This is a genomic window from Pseudomonas ulcerans (assembly GCF_036324125.1).
GTDB lineage: Bacteria > Pseudomonadota > Gammaproteobacteria > Pseudomonadales > Pseudomonadaceae > Aquipseudomonas > Aquipseudomonas ulcerans.
In genome coordinates this window covers 50,140-63,076 of record NZ_JAZDQN010000012.1, presented here as the reverse complement: position 1 = coordinate 63,076, position 12,937 = coordinate 50,140, and the positions used below count along the sequence as shown (strand labels likewise).

14 protein-coding genes are annotated in these 12,937 nt (G+C 57.8%); 10 read left to right on the top strand and 4 right to left on the bottom strand.

Annotated features, from left to right (window positions below; translation table 11 throughout):
- The first annotated feature begins 6 nt into the window (after window positions 1-6).
- The gene (locus V0R59_RS13510) at window positions 7-966 is read left to right on the top strand and encodes a site-specific integrase (RefSeq protein WP_004374696.1); all 960 of its coding nucleotides are present in this window, start codon (window positions 7-9) and stop codon (window positions 964-966) included.
- Between the two features lie 28 nt (window positions 967-994).
- Here the strand turns inward: V0R59_RS13510 and V0R59_RS13505 are convergent, their stop codons facing one another.
- Window positions 995-1,282, bottom strand: a complete 288-nt coding sequence (locus V0R59_RS13505) for a hypothetical protein (protein ID WP_016487034.1) — start codon at window positions 1,280-1,282, stop codon at window positions 995-997.
- A gap of 315 nt (window positions 1,283-1,597) precedes the next feature.
- On the opposite strand from V0R59_RS13505, the gene V0R59_RS13500 reads away from it, so the two are divergent.
- Entirely contained in the window at window positions 1,598-2,212 is a 615-nt protein-coding gene (locus tag V0R59_RS13500; protein ID WP_004374692.1) for a DUF6088 family protein, read from the top strand.
- A gap of 36 nt (window positions 2,213-2,248) precedes the next feature.
- Here the strand turns inward: V0R59_RS13500 and V0R59_RS13495 are convergent, their stop codons facing one another.
- Window positions 2,249-3,625, bottom strand: coding sequence for a heavy metal sensor histidine kinase (locus V0R59_RS13495; RefSeq protein WP_004374690.1), 1,377 nt, complete (start codon window positions 3,623-3,625; stop codon window positions 2,249-2,251).
- A 2-nt stretch (window positions 3,626-3,627) separates the two neighbouring features.
- Entirely contained in the window at window positions 3,628-4,305 is a 678-nt protein-coding gene (locus V0R59_RS13490; protein WP_004374688.1) for a heavy metal response regulator transcription factor, read from the bottom strand.
- 206 nt (window positions 4,306-4,511) lie between these two features.
- On the opposite strand from V0R59_RS13490, the gene V0R59_RS13485 reads away from it, so the two are divergent.
- From V0R59_RS13485 to V0R59_RS13450, 8 genes are all read left to right on the top strand, one after another.
- Window positions 4,512-4,871 (top strand): co-regulatory protein PtrA N-terminal domain-containing protein, encoded by a 360-nt coding sequence (locus V0R59_RS13485; RefSeq protein ID WP_004374686.1) that lies wholly within the window; start codon window positions 4,512-4,514, stop codon window positions 4,869-4,871.
- 166 nt (window positions 4,872-5,037) lie between these two features.
- Window positions 5,038-5,595 carry a cupredoxin domain-containing protein gene (locus tag V0R59_RS13480; protein ID WP_043242880.1) on the top strand — a complete coding sequence of 186 codons (558 nt, stop codon included), beginning with the start codon at window positions 5,038-5,040 and terminating at the stop codon, window positions 5,593-5,595.
- Window positions 5,596-5,742: 147 nt separating this feature from the next.
- A complete protein-coding gene (locus V0R59_RS13475; RefSeq protein ID WP_003246762.1) occupies window positions 5,743-6,276 on the top strand; it encodes a cupredoxin domain-containing protein in 534 nt (177 codons plus the stop codon).
- A 79-nt stretch (window positions 6,277-6,355) separates the two neighbouring features.
- Window positions 6,356-6,604, top strand: a complete 249-nt coding sequence (locus tag V0R59_RS13470) for a DUF2933 domain-containing protein (protein WP_003246761.1) — start codon at window positions 6,356-6,358, stop codon at window positions 6,602-6,604.
- 5 nt (window positions 6,605-6,609) lie between these two features.
- Entirely contained in the window at window positions 6,610-8,973 is a 2,364-nt protein-coding gene (locus V0R59_RS13465) for a heavy metal translocating P-type ATPase (RefSeq protein ID WP_192815978.1), read from the top strand.
- A gap of 173 nt (window positions 8,974-9,146) precedes the next feature.
- Window positions 9,147-10,874: an ATP-dependent nuclease gene (locus V0R59_RS13460; RefSeq protein ID WP_004374677.1), complete on the top strand. Its 1,728-nt coding sequence runs from the start codon at window positions 9,147-9,149 to the stop codon at window positions 10,872-10,874.
- Complete coding sequence (locus tag V0R59_RS13455) at window positions 10,864-12,291, top strand: UvrD-helicase domain-containing protein (protein WP_033725463.1); 1,428 nt, start codon at window positions 10,864-10,866, stop codon at window positions 12,289-12,291. Before V0R59_RS13460 ends, V0R59_RS13455 begins: the two co-directional genes overlap by 11 nt.
- A gap of 97 nt (window positions 12,292-12,388) precedes the next feature.
- Window positions 12,389-12,589, top strand: a complete 201-nt coding sequence (locus tag V0R59_RS13450; RefSeq protein ID WP_003246756.1) for a heavy-metal-associated domain-containing protein — start codon at window positions 12,389-12,391, stop codon at window positions 12,587-12,589.
- A gap of 19 nt (window positions 12,590-12,608) precedes the next feature.
- Here the strand turns inward: V0R59_RS13450 and V0R59_RS13445 are convergent, their stop codons facing one another.
- Window positions 12,609-12,923, bottom strand: coding sequence for a hypothetical protein (locus V0R59_RS13445; protein WP_004374672.1), 315 nt, complete (start codon window positions 12,921-12,923; stop codon window positions 12,609-12,611).
- Window positions 12,924-12,937: the final 14 nt, after the last annotated feature.

Sequence of the window (12,937 nt, the reverse complement as noted above, 5' to 3'; positions counted from 1 at the left end):
GCTCAGATGAGCCAGGAGATCGAGCGGTACCTGCAGGCCGGCACTCGTGCCAACACCCGGCGGAGCTATCAGCAGGCGCTTGAGCACTTCGAGGTGACGTGGGGTGGCTTTCTGCCGGCGACTAGCGATACAGTCGTGCGCTATCTGGTCGATCACGCCGCCACCCTGTCCAGCAATACCTTGAAGTTGCGCCTCGCGGCGTTGGCGCAGTGGCATGTCAGCCAAGGCTTCCCGGATCCGACCAAGACTCCGCTGGTCCGCCAGATCCTCAAGGGCATTCGTACTTTGCACCCACGCCAAGAGAAGCAGGCCGAACCTTTGCAGCTGCGCCAGCTCGAACAGTGCGTGTTGTGGCTGGAACAAGCTTTGGAGCAGGCCCGCGCGGAAGACGACTTGCCACGGCTACTGCGCTGTTGCCGCGATCGCGCTCTGATACTGATCGGCTTCTGGCGGGCCTTTCGCAGTGATGAGCTATGTCGCCTACAGGTCGAGCACATCCAGGTGCGGACCGGGGAGGGCATGCAACTGTTCCTGCCCTGGAGCAAAGGTGATCGGGACAACCAAGGCCAGACCTTCAACGCGCCGGCGCTGGCCAGGCTGTGCCCAGTACAAGCCTACGTCGACTGGATCAGTCTTGCGGGTATCGCACGCGGGCCGGTATTCCGTGGAATTGATCGCTGGGGGCACTTAGGTGAGCAGGGCTTGCACCCAAATAGCGTTGTCCCACTCATGCGCGCCGTACTGCAGGCAGCAGGGCTGCCTTCGGAGCTGTACAGTAGCCACTCGCTGCGCCGCGGGTTTGCCACCTGGGCCACCCGCAGCGGCTGGGATATCAAAGCGCTGATGCAGTACGTAGGCTGGAGCGATGGGCAATCCGCATTGCGCTATGTCGAGAGCACAGGAGTGTTCCCTGGGCAACTGAGTGCGCTACAACACATCTCAAACTGGCCCGAGGGACTGCCATAAGACCGCCTTCCGCGGCCCCGATCTGCACCTAGCTGCGCACTGGGAACACCAGCTCGTCATGTGCGGTGCAAATGAGTCGATGATCCAGCACATGGAAAATTGCAGGGTTCTTGGCATCCTGGGCACCCACAAAGAAGAGGTAACTGCGGGATGCCTGCTTGTCTTTTTTGGCTTTTATGTTCTCTTGCCGGGCTATTTCCAGCTCATTTTTCAGTCGCCCGCGGGCAGCTGCTGACCACTCGCTCCAAAGGACGACCACCTGGTAAGGCGTTAGTTTTTTCTCTTCCCATTCGCCCGCGTTGAGTGAAATGGTCAAGTGTTCATGCTACAAAGACGCGCTGAGGGAACGCTGGTCGAGGCAGTCCAGGTTGTACTGCCTGCGAGGCTGAATGGATCCAATGACTGGACGATGGAGAAGCTGACCGAGCTGATAAGGGTCTATGACCGGGACGAACGAGTCTTGGGCTACGACTTCCAAACGGCATCAGGCCAGACCTACTCGCACAGAGATTGCCTGTACTCACAGGACGGAGCCAAGCACCAGGTCTATTGTTCGATGATGTGTCCCGCATGAGATGGTCGCCACCTCTGGTGGTTCTTGGCAGGGCCACTCACGAGGTTTGACAGGACAATGAAGGCTCTTCCCGAGAAAATCCTGGACATCATTCAACAGCTTCCAGAAGGTGAGGTTCTGACACCTAGCAGATTCCTGCATCATGGTTCTCGCCATGCTGTGCAGCGAGGACTCTCTCGCCTGGTCGAAGGTGGAAAGCTGTTTCGCGTTGCTCGGGGCATTTATGTTGCCGCAGTCGAAACTCGGTTCGGCGTGCGCCCGCCGGCACCGGAGAAGGTTGTCCACTCGCTGGCTAATGCGCTGGGTGAAGTGCTGGTCGACCACGGGGCTCGTGCCGCGAATAAATTAGGGCTGAGCACACAGGTTCCAGTTCGCTATGTCTTTCTAACCGACGGACGCTCTAGGGAGCTTCAGGTAGGCAAGACCACCGTGTCGATTCGGTATGCGCCTCGATGGTTGATGGCTCTAGGCGCTACTGGAGCGGGGGAAGCCATTCGAGCATTGGATTGGATTGGCGAGGCAAGCGTGGGGTATGCCGTTTTCAAACTTCATAAACTACTACCCGAGAGCGAATGGGGTGATCTGGTGTCAGCTCACCGCTCGTTACCTATCTGGATGGCGAATGCAATCTGCGCTCAGTCGAGTTGCACCCACCCTGTCAAGTTGGGCTAGCGGTTTAGCTGTAGCCTACTTACCGCCAGATCGGCATCATCTGGAATGGGGCAATTCGATGTGAAAGCCCGTGAGGCCGGCGGCTGAGGTGCACCAGATGCGGCCTTTGTGAGCCTCAATGATGGATCGGGTGATGGCAAGTCCGAGCCCGGCGTTGCTCGGGCTTCCCTCCCGCCGAGCGGGGTCGACCCGGTAAAAGCGGTCGAAGAGCTTCTCTAAATGCTCTGAGCTAATTGTGTCCCCTGGGTTCTCGATGCTGAAGGTTGTGGAGTCCGCTGTCTCGCGGATCAAAACCGAAATTGTATGTCCCACCGGCGTGTAGCGCAGTGCATTGGACAGCAAGTTGGAAAGTGCACGATCAAGCATCAGCCGATCTCCCAGCACTTGGCCTGTGCCTGTGAGCGATAGTTCAATGCCATGTTCTTCGGCCAGAAGGTGGTAGTAGTCAAACAGCTTGAAGACTACGTCAGCCAGTTCGATCCTGGCCTGCTCGGGGATGATCAGGCCATTATCAGCCTTGGCCAAGAAAAGCATGTCATCAATCATCCGAGACATGCGCTTCAAGTCCTCCAGGTTGGAGTAGAGATTCTCTTCATAGGCATTGATATCGCGTTTCTTGCTCAGCACCACCTCGGTGTGGGTCATCAGGTTGCTAACGGGCGTGCGTAGCTCGTGGGCAATGTCGGCCGAAAAATTGGAGAGCCTAACGAAGGCATCCTCTAGCCGAGCCAACATCGCATTGAAGGAGAGAACCAGTTGCTGAAGTTCCCGCGGCACTGGTTCGAGAGGGATTCGCTCCTGTAACGAGCGAGCGGACATCCCGGAGGCCACATGAGTGACTTGCCGCAGAGGCCTAAGGCCGCTGCGAGCAACCACCCAGCCGAGTGCGGCACTGAACAGGGCGCTGATGACCAATCCAATCCAAAACCATCGTTGCAGCGTGTCGAAAAAGTGTGTGTGATTGGTGACGTCAAGAATCAGCAACGCAGTGAGCGGCTCAGCCTGATCGGCTACCGAGATTTGCTCCGTCATGCCACGGTACATGTGTTGGCCGTTCTGCCACTCCCACATGCTCTGCTCATTTGCACGTCTGAAACGCTCAGGTACTTCGACTGCTCTGGGGTCGGAAAACAGTACAGAACCGTCACTGGCCAGGATAGTGGCGGCCAGATCCTGATGGGCTCCCAGCAAAGCTCGCAACTGCGGTAATTCTTCCGAAAGGCTCGCTTCACCGCGAGCATTGTTGAGGATATGTTTGGCGGATTCGAGTTTCTCCACCAGGGCCTGCCGATCCAGCATCTTGAAGTGGTGCTGGCTGAGCATATTGAAACTCAGCCCTGCTACCGTCAGGACTGCAATTACCGCGGACATGAACATCAGGCTCATGCGTGCGGTCAGCGAAAGGTGCTTCATATTCACTCCGGAGCATCCATCATGTATCCCATGCCGCGGGCGGTATGAATCAGCTTGAGATCGAAATCGTCATCGATTTTTGCGCGTAGCCGGCGTACCGCAACCTCAATGACATTGGTGTCGCTGTCGAAATTCATGTCCCAAACCTGAGAGGCAATCAGCGACTTCGGGAGCACCTCGCCGCGCCGGCGCAGTAGCAGTTCCAGCAGTGAAAACTCCTTCGCGGTCAGGTCAATTCTTTTCCCGCCACGGATCGCACGCCGCTTCATCAGATCGACTTCCAGATCGGCAATTTTCATGGTGGTCTGCGTCGGCGAACCATTACCTCTGCGCAACAGCGTTCTGACCCTGGCCAGAAGCTCTGAGAAAGCAAATGGCTTGATCAGGTAGTCGTCCGCACCCAGCTCCAACCCTTTAACGCGGTCTTCCACACCATCGCGTGCCGTCAAGAACAGTACGGGGACGTCTTTTCCTGCTGCGCGCAACATGCGCAGCACTTCCCAACCGTCCAGCCCAGGCATCATTACATCCAGAATTAGCAGGTCATAGGCTTCGCTAAGTGCATGCTGAAGGGCATCTGTACCGGTCATAACCCGGTCGACATTGAACCCAGCCTCGGTGAGACCTTGCTGGAGGTACGTACCGGTTTTGGGTTCGTCTTCAGCTACCAGTAGTTTCATGTGTGCAGACTCCAAAAGTCGGGTGGCCTGAGTTTGCAGGCAAACCGCGGCCCCAACCAGAAGCTTACGAAAATGTAATTCTGACTTCAGCTCACTGACAGGGTGGCTTGTCTAGGGTGCAAGCATGAGTACTAGGTTGTGCTCTCGGCCCTCGACAGACCAAAAGCAGAGGTGCCGGCCATAGTTTGCACTGATGGAGACTGCCCATGAAATCGCTGAAACCTTTGCTTCTGGTTGGTTCGCTACTGCTGTCTTCCATGGCTTGGGCCGAAGGGGGCAGCGACCGTGTAGTCGAGCGCATCCAGCAGATGCGCGACAAAGCAGAAGCCGTGCTGATCCAGGCGGAGAAGGCCCCGGTCGGCGAGCGGCATGTGCACATGAAGGAGCATATGAACATGCTCGAAGACATCATGAGCCAGCTGCACAACGAACATCCCGCGCCAAACATGTCTGCCGAAGAGCATCTGGCCTGGATGGAAAAGCATGACAAGCTGGTAGACGACGTGCTGGCTCAAATGATCCGCGAGCACAAGCTAATGATGGCCGACAAAGAGTGCCATCGATAAGGATTTTCCCATCTTCCAGGCCTTCCGTGATTGCTCCTTTGGCCTAGCGGCGCCTTTATGGCGCCGTGCTTTTTCCCAGCTGACGCAATTGTAGTTTTGGGGTCAGCGGCCTGGCAGCAAGCGGGGAATAGCATGAGATTTCCAGCACCCATCTCGAGGTCTCACCATGAAACGCTTACCCCTTAAACTGCTGATCAGCACTCTGTTCATCAGCACCACCTTTCCGGCATTTGCCGAGGTCGGCGGCAGTAGCAATGGCATTGGGCAGCAGGCCCAGGCGACGCCAGCGACTCGTACCATCTTGGTAAAGATGGACGACATCAACTACAGCCAGAAAACGATCGATGTGAAGCCAGGTGAAACCGTGCGCTTCGTTCTGAAGAACGAGGGCGCGTTGATGCACGAGTTCAACATCGGGCAGGCAGCGTCCCAGCTGGAGCACCAGCGCAAGATGGCGTCCTTGTTCAAGGACGGCACACTGACCCCGACCGGCATGGCCGAGCGCATTGTCTGGCATGAGCGTTATGGCACGGGAGACTCCAACCCTCCAGGCTATCCGGAAGTCATCAAAGCCAAGCATGACGACCCGAACGCGGTTCTCGTCGAGCCCGGCACAACCAAAGAGTTCGTGTGGACCTTCCCTAAGGCGGGCAGTTTGAGCTTCGCCTGTACATTGCCTGGGCATTACCAGGCGGGGATGGTCGGTGAGTTTGCTCTGCGTTAGTCCGGCATCGGTGCTACCCGTTGGCCGCGAGCTGGGTAGCACCGATCTGACGAACCTTACTGCGATGTAGTTTTCACGTCAGCGTACCGCCAGCTGCACCTCATTAGCATCGGGACTCATCCCTCCTCAACACCTCAGAGGCACACCATGAAACTCAGACCCGCTTTCATAATCACCACCCTTGGCTTGCTGCTCAGTGCTGCCAATGCGCTGGCCAGCCCGGGCCACAAGAAAGACAGTATTGGGCAACCGGGAGACGGTCAGGCAGTAGATCGCACCATCGAAGTCCGGATGGGGGACATCTTCTTCGAACCCAAAGCAATGGAGATCAAAGCAGGCGAGACAGTTCGCTTCGTCCTGAAAAATGACGGTGCACTGCTACACGAATTCAATCTTGGCAAAGCGGCATCCCATGCCGCGCACCAGAAAGAGATGGCCGCGATGTTTCAGAACGGCACGCTGTCCCCTACAGGTGCACATGACATGAGCAATATGGGCCATGCCATGGGCGGCATGAAGATGGTCGGTATGGAACACGATGACCCCAACAGTGTTCTTGTCGAACCTGGAGCACGCGAAGAGTTGATCTGGACCTTCTCCGCCGCCACCGAACTGGAGTTCGCCTGCAATATTCCAGGACATTATCAGTCGGGAATGGTCGGTAAGGTGACCGTACGCTGACGTTTATTGATACTCGCCAACTCCGTCCAGTCTGAGACACCTATACTGATCCGGCCGCCATTGAAACGAGGCTATTGTCGTGGACCATACCCATCACACCAGTACCACTGAGCCGCCTTTTTGGAAGAGCAAGATTGGCATTGCGCTGATCATGCTGGCCGTAATCGGCATCTTCTATGTAGCGCGTGAGCATTACGGTCATCTTTCGCAGGCCCTGCCGTACCTCATCCTGCTGCTATGCCCGCTGATGCATCTGTTTGGCCACAATCACGGCGGGCACTCCCACTCCAGCAGCACCGCTGTTTCCAAGGACGAAGAAAGGACATAGATCGCATGCAAAAGACCTCCTGCCATCATGACCAGGATCATTCACATAACTCGCACGCCCACTCCGAGAGCCAGCGCGACCCGGTGTGTGGCATGGAGGTCAAACCTGATGGCCCTTATCGCGAGAGCTTTGAAGGGAAGGCCTATCATTTCTGCAGTGCGAAGTGCCTAGAGAAATTCCAAGCAGATCCTCATCAGTACATGAGCCATCAGTCTCATGGGGAGCATCACCAGCACGCGACTCCAGCACCCACATCGACACCTGTAGGTGCTGAATACACCTGCCCGATGCATCCAGAAATCCGTCAACCGGCTCCCGGAAACTGCCCGATCTGCGGGATGACGCTGGAACCTGTCATCCCGGAGCTGGAAGAGGAGGAAAATCCAGAGCTGAAGGACTTCTCGCTGCGGTTCTGGTGGACCCTACCGTTGACCGTCATCGTGACCGTATTGGCGATGGCCGGCCATTCCTTGCAACTGTTTCATGGCACGACCCAGAACTGGGTCGAGCTGGCTCTGGCGACGCCCGTGACGCTATGGGGTGGCTGGGTATTCTTCACCCGCGGCATTGACTCCATCCGCCACCGCAGCCCCAACATGTGGACCCTGATCGGTTTGGGAACGGCCGCTGCCTACCTCTACAGCGTGGCCGCTACCTTGGTTCCGCAGTGGTTTCCGGCGGCTTTTGCCCAGGACGGACGTATCGGCGTCTATTTTGAAGCAGCCGCGGTGATTATCTCACTCACGCTGTTGGGCCAAATGCTCGAACTCAAGGCCCGCTCGCAGACTTCGGCAGCCATCAAGTCACTGCTGAGGCTGGCACCAAAGACTGCGCGTCGCATCAAGCCCGATGGCCAGGAAGAAGATATTCCGCTGACACATGTCCATCAGGGCGACCACCTACGTGTCCGGCCGGGAGAGAAAGTCCCGGTGGACGGTACGGTTCTAGAGGGGGAGAGCGCCGTCGACGAGTCGATGCTTACCGGAGAACCGTTACCCGTGACCAAGCGGGTAGGGGATGCCCTTATCGGTGCCACCCTGAACACCCACGGCAGCCTGGTGATGGAGGCGCAGAAGGTCGGTGCCGAGACCATGCTGTCGCAGATCGTTCAGATGGTGGCCAGAGCCCAACGTTCCAAGGCCCCCATGCAGCGTATGGCTGATGCGGTGGCAGGGTATTTCGTGGTCGGGGTGATCCTGATCGCGATTCTGACCTTCTTCGGCTGGGGGCTATTAGGGCCGGAATCAGGCTGGGTATTTGGCCTGATCAATGCGGTGGCGGTGCTAATCATTGCGTGTCCCTGCGCTCTGGGTCTGGCAACCCCGATGTCCGTCATGGTTGCGACTGGCAAGGCCGCTAGCAGCGGTGTGTTGTTCCGCGATGCCAGCGCCATCGAAAATCTATGCAAGATCGACACGCTCATCGTCGACAAGACTGGAACCCTGACTGAGGGGCGTCCCGTATTTCATAGTGCGGAAGGGACAGGCGGTTACGACTCCAATGAAGTGCTGCGCCTGGCTGCTAGTCTCGACCAGGGTAGTGAGCACCCGCTGGCTCATGCCATCGTCGATCATGCGCGCGGTCAGTGCATTGCACTGGTCAAACCGGACACTTTCGAATCTGGCTCGGGTATTGGTGTGCGCGGCCAGGTCGATGACCATCAGCTGCAGCTCGGCAACACCGCACTGATGGACGAGGCGGGCGTCGATATTACCCCGCTGCGCAATCGCGCCGAGCAACTGCGTCTGGAAGGCATCAGCATCATCTATTTGGCCGTTGATGGTCGCCTGGCGGGACTCCTGGCCGTTTCCGATCCGATCAAGCCTACTTCTCAACAGGCTGTCTCCAAGCTTCAAAGCGAAGACGTAAAGGTCATCATGGCCACTGGTGATGGCCTCACCACAGCAAGAGCCGTGGCGAAGCAGCTCGGAATCGAGGAAGTGCATGGTGAGGTCAAACCGCAGGATAAGGAGAAACTGGTCGCCGATTTGCAGGGCTATGGCCGTCGTGTCGCCATGGCGGGTGACGGCATCAACGATGCGCCCGCCCTGGCCAGGTCTGACGTAGGTATCGCCATGGGCACCGGTACCGATGTGGCGATGAACAGCGCCCAAGTGACGCTGGTCAAGGGAGATCTGATGGGCATCCTGCGAGCGCGCACCCTGTCAGTGGCAACCGTGAAAAACATGAGGCAGAACCTCGCCTTTGCGTTCCTCTACAACGCGATGGGAATCCCGCTAGCAGCGGGGCTGCTGTACCCGCTGACGGGGCATCTTCTGTCGCCCTTGATTGCTGCGCTGGCGATGAGTGTCAGCTCGGCGTCGGTGGTCTTCAATGCTCTGAGGTTGAAATCAACGGACATCGGATAGGCTTCCATACCACCGACCAGGTGATTATTCAGAAGCGCATCTGACCGGAAAATGCCGTACGGTAGTTTCCGGTCCGACCTATCTGTCGCAACACATAGTGACGAGGTGACGTTCGATGGACTGTTGCCGCTGCGGGTAGGAGACTGGTCGTCGTTAACCCATGAGGACTCTCCGTGGCCCGCATTCGCAGACTGATTATCAGCAACTTCCGATCTATCCAGGCGCTCGACTGGGTGCCGGCCCCAGGAATTAACTGCCTCATAGGTCCTGGCGATAGTGGAAAGTCCAGCATTCTAGATGCGATTGACCTTTGCGTCGGCGCCCGCCGAGGCGGCACGTTCGGCGACATGGACTTCTTCGCATTAAACGTCGATGTACCCATCACCATCAGCGTGGCGCTTGGCGATCTGCCGTTATCGCTGATGGATATTGATGTCTACGGCGAGTTCTTGCGTGGATTCCATCCCGGTACGGGGGAAGTCGAAGACGAACCGCGAGCGGGGCTGGAGACCGTCATCACCTTGCGTCTGCAAGTTGGTGCCGATTTGGAGCCTGTTTGGACACTTTTCTCCGAGCGCGCGGAGCAGCAGCAACTTGAACGCACTCTTCCCTGGAAAGAACGAGCGGCACTAGCGCCCGCCCGTATCGGCAGCTTTGCGAGCTCGAACCTGTCGTGGAGTCGTGGCTCAGTGCTCAATCGACTTACCGATGAGCGCGCCGAGCTTGGTGCTGAACTGGCGCGCGCCGCTAGGCAAGCAAGAGCGAACTTTGGCAATCAAGCAGCCGAACATCTGACCCAGACGCTTGAGGTCGTGCAACGCACAGCACAGCATCTTGGCGTTTCGGTCGGGGCTATGCCTCAGGCGCTCCTTGACGCACATTCTGTGTCGATTGGCGAGGGGGCGATCGCGCTGCACAGTGAAACAGGTATTCCGCTGCGCTCCCTTGGCACGGGCTCGTCACGCTTGCTAGTGGCAGGGCTTCAAAGGGCTGCGGCCAGCGCCGCGCCAATTGCCCTGGTTGATGAGGTGGAATACGGGCTTGAACCTCATCGGCTCATGCGATTCCTGGACTCGCTGGGTGCAAAGGACGCTGCCGCTCCGTTGCAAGTGTTCATGACGACGCACTCGCCGGTCGCGCTGCGCGAGCTGTCCGGCAGCCAGTTATTCGTTGTTCGGTCAGCACCTCAGCGCCACAGTGTTATGCCAGCTGGGGAAGCCAACGAGGTACAAAGTACCCTTCGGAAGGACCCCGAAGCATTCCTCGCCAAATCCATCATCGTTTGCGAGGGGGCCAGCGAGGTTGGCTTCGCGCGTGGCCTTGACCAATGGTGGGTCAGTCTTGGCGCTACCTCATTCCTGGCCCATGGCGGCGCGTATGTGGACGCCGGCGGGGGAAGCCCCGATAACAGTCTTATCCGGGGAACAGCACTTCTGAACTTGGGTTACCGCGTGATGGTTTTTGTAGATGCCGACAAGCCTTCGACCGCGGGGCTCGCTGAAGCATTCTTGGCCGCCGGCGGGCAAATTCTTACATGGCGACCAGGCCTCACGTTGGAGGACGAGATCTTCCGCCATCTCAGTGAGCAAGCACTCGATGCACTTCTGGCGAAAGCCGAAACAATAGTGGGTGCAGAGCTGATGAACGCACACATTCAGACGAAGTCCCAAGGCCGCGTGACGCTGAACGATATCCGAGCCAAGCGACTCGTGGATGGGTACTCACCTGAGAGACGAGAGCTGCTGGGAACCGCATCCCGTATCCGCAACAGCGGCTGGTTCAAGTCGCTGACAACCTATCAGGAGGTTGCAAGGGACATCGTCGGTCCGTCTTTACAGAACGCCGAACCGGGCTTCATGGCAGTCACGAATCAGCTCTGGACGTTTACAAGTGCCCCCTGAGATTGATCTTTTCGCTATCGAGCGTGGCTCCATAACGGCCCCCGCAGGTTGTGGAAAAACGCAATTGATTGCCGAGACGCTCATCGCGCATACGCAGAGCAAACCCATCCTCGTCTTGACACATACGAACGCCGGCGTTGCGGCCTTACGGGCGCGCCTGAGACGAGCCGGTGTTCCTAACTCCGCATATCGAGTCTCCACCATTGACGGATTCTCGATGCGCCTGATCGCTAAGTTCCCAGCGCGAAGCGGCCATAACCCGCAGATCCTACAGCTGCATCAACCCAATACTGACTACCCGGCAATTCGGGAGGCCGCCATGCAGTTGTTGCAGGCCGGTCACCTCGCTCAGCCCCTTCGCGCCACCTATGCACGGTTGCTTGTCGACGAGTACCAAGACTGCAACGTCGTCCAGCACGCCATCGTGTCTGGTTTGGCCCAGGTGCTTCCGACCTGCGTGCTCGGTGACCCGATGCAAGCCATATTCAGCTTCCGTGGCAATCGACTGGTGCATTGGGCGAATGAGGTGCAACCCCTGTTTCCCGCAGCGGGAGAGTTGAGGATACCGTGGCGCTGGCGGCTGGCTGGAGCTGAGAACCTCGGGCAGTGGCTGCTCGCCATAAGGCAACAACTTCAAGCTGGTCAGCCGGTGGATCTGCGCACGGCTCCAGCAGAAGTGCGTTGGGTGCAGCTAAACGCCGGAACCGAAGTTCAGCAGCGACTGGTGGCCGCGAGAACCGAAGCTCCCAACGCTCAGGGTAGCGTCCTCATCATCGGGGACTCCATCAACGTGCAAGGTCGCCATCAGCTCACGAGCCAGACACCCGGTGCCATGGCCGTAGAAGCCGTCGACCTGAGAGATCTCGTCAACTTCGCCAGGAACTTTGACTTGCAGGGTGCCAATGCTCTGGCACAACTTGTGGAGTTTGCTTCCAGCGTAATGACGGGGGTAGGTGCAGCAAACCTGCGAACGCGCGTGGAGTCGCTGCGTGCAGGAAGGGCCCGAACGCCTCCGACCGCGGCCGAGGCTGCGGCGATCGATTTCGTAGCAGCGCCAACATTGGGGCAAGCGCTCCGTGTGATCGATACGCTCGCTGAGCAGCACGGGGCACGTGTATACCGACCGGAGGTTCTGTACTGCTGCCGGTCTGCAATGCAAGCGGTGGTGGGAGGTGCTGCCGACTTTCTGAGTGCAGCCATTCAAGCGCGAGAGCGCAATAGACACCTTGCCCGACCGATCGCAAGACGCTCTGTAGGCAGCACATTACTTCTCAAGGGGCTGGAGGCGGATGTCTCGGTTGTCCTGCATCCTGAGCTTATGACCCCCCAGAATCTATACGTCGCACTGACGAGGGGCGCAAGGCATGTCGTGGTGTGTTCACCAACCCCCATCCTTACGCCCGTGGTAAACGGCTGATCCTTTTGTAGCGCTTACGGGCTTGACCTTGCCATCGTGTCAAGGTCGATGCTGTCCGTGCGGTAACTTGAGCCGCGGACGAAATGAGGTGAAAGACATGTTTAGTCTGAGTGTTGCGGGGATGGGCTGTGGCAGTTGCGTGAGCAAAATCACGAAGGCCATTCAAGCTCTGGATCAGGATGCACGAGTAGAAGTGGATCGAGCGGCCGGCAAGGTCACCGTTGAGAGCACAGAAAGTGCCGAATCGATCCGCGAACTCATCCAGGAGCTTGGCTATTCGGCCCAGGTCAGCGCTTGAGCGCTGACCTGCTATCCCACTAAATCTCCAGTTCTGAGAGCTCTTTTAGCCCTGGGATACTGGTGACCTCGTTGGTCATACCTTCTGAACCATCTCGGCCGCGAAGCCAGTTTGAGTGATCGCCTGGCTCGCGCATTTCCAGCGTGTCATAGGAGTACCGCTTGCGCTTGAACAGGCTTTTCAATGCAGCGAACTCGTGGCTTTTTTCGTCTTCTATGCCGACGACTTCTCCTGCAAGCCGCTCCCAGTGACCAACGCCGTCGGCCAGCATTGCCTGATAGGTCTCCGGGTCAAGCAAGGCTTGCTGTTTGAAATGAATGATGCGGTGAGTCATAGAAGCGCTCGGAG

Excerpts from the sequence above, each read along its gene's own strand:
- V0R59_RS13445 (WP_004374672.1), bottom strand. The coding sequence starts at position 12,923 with ATGACTCACCGCATCATTCATTTCAAACAGCAAGCCTTGCTTGACCCG.
- V0R59_RS13500 (WP_004374692.1), top strand. The coding sequence starts at position 1,598 with ATGAAGGCTCTTCCCGAGAAAATCCTGGACATCATTCAACAGCTTCCA.
- V0R59_RS13490 (WP_004374688.1), bottom strand. The coding sequence starts at position 4,305 with ATGAAACTACTGGTAGCTGAAGACGAACCCAAAACCGGTACGTACCTC.
- V0R59_RS13495 (WP_004374690.1), bottom strand. The coding sequence starts at position 3,625 with ATGAAGCACCTTTCGCTGACCGCACGCATGAGCCTGATGTTCATGTCC.
- V0R59_RS13450 (WP_003246756.1), top strand. The coding sequence starts at position 12,389 with ATGTTTAGTCTGAGTGTTGCGGGGATGGGCTGTGGCAGTTGCGTGAGC.
- V0R59_RS13510 (WP_004374696.1), top strand. The coding sequence starts at position 7 with ATGAGCCAGGAGATCGAGCGGTACCTGCAGGCCGGCACTCGTGCCAAC.
- V0R59_RS13475 (WP_003246762.1), top strand. The coding sequence starts at position 5,743 with ATGAAACTCAGACCCGCTTTCATAATCACCACCCTTGGCTTGCTGCTC.
- V0R59_RS13485 (WP_004374686.1), top strand. The coding sequence starts at position 4,512 with ATGAAATCGCTGAAACCTTTGCTTCTGGTTGGTTCGCTACTGCTGTCT.
- V0R59_RS13465 (WP_192815978.1), top strand. The coding sequence starts at position 6,610 with ATGCAAAAGACCTCCTGCCATCATGACCAGGATCATTCACATAACTCG.
- V0R59_RS13480 (WP_043242880.1), top strand. The coding sequence starts at position 5,038 with ATGAAACGCTTACCCCTTAAACTGCTGATCAGCACTCTGTTCATCAGC.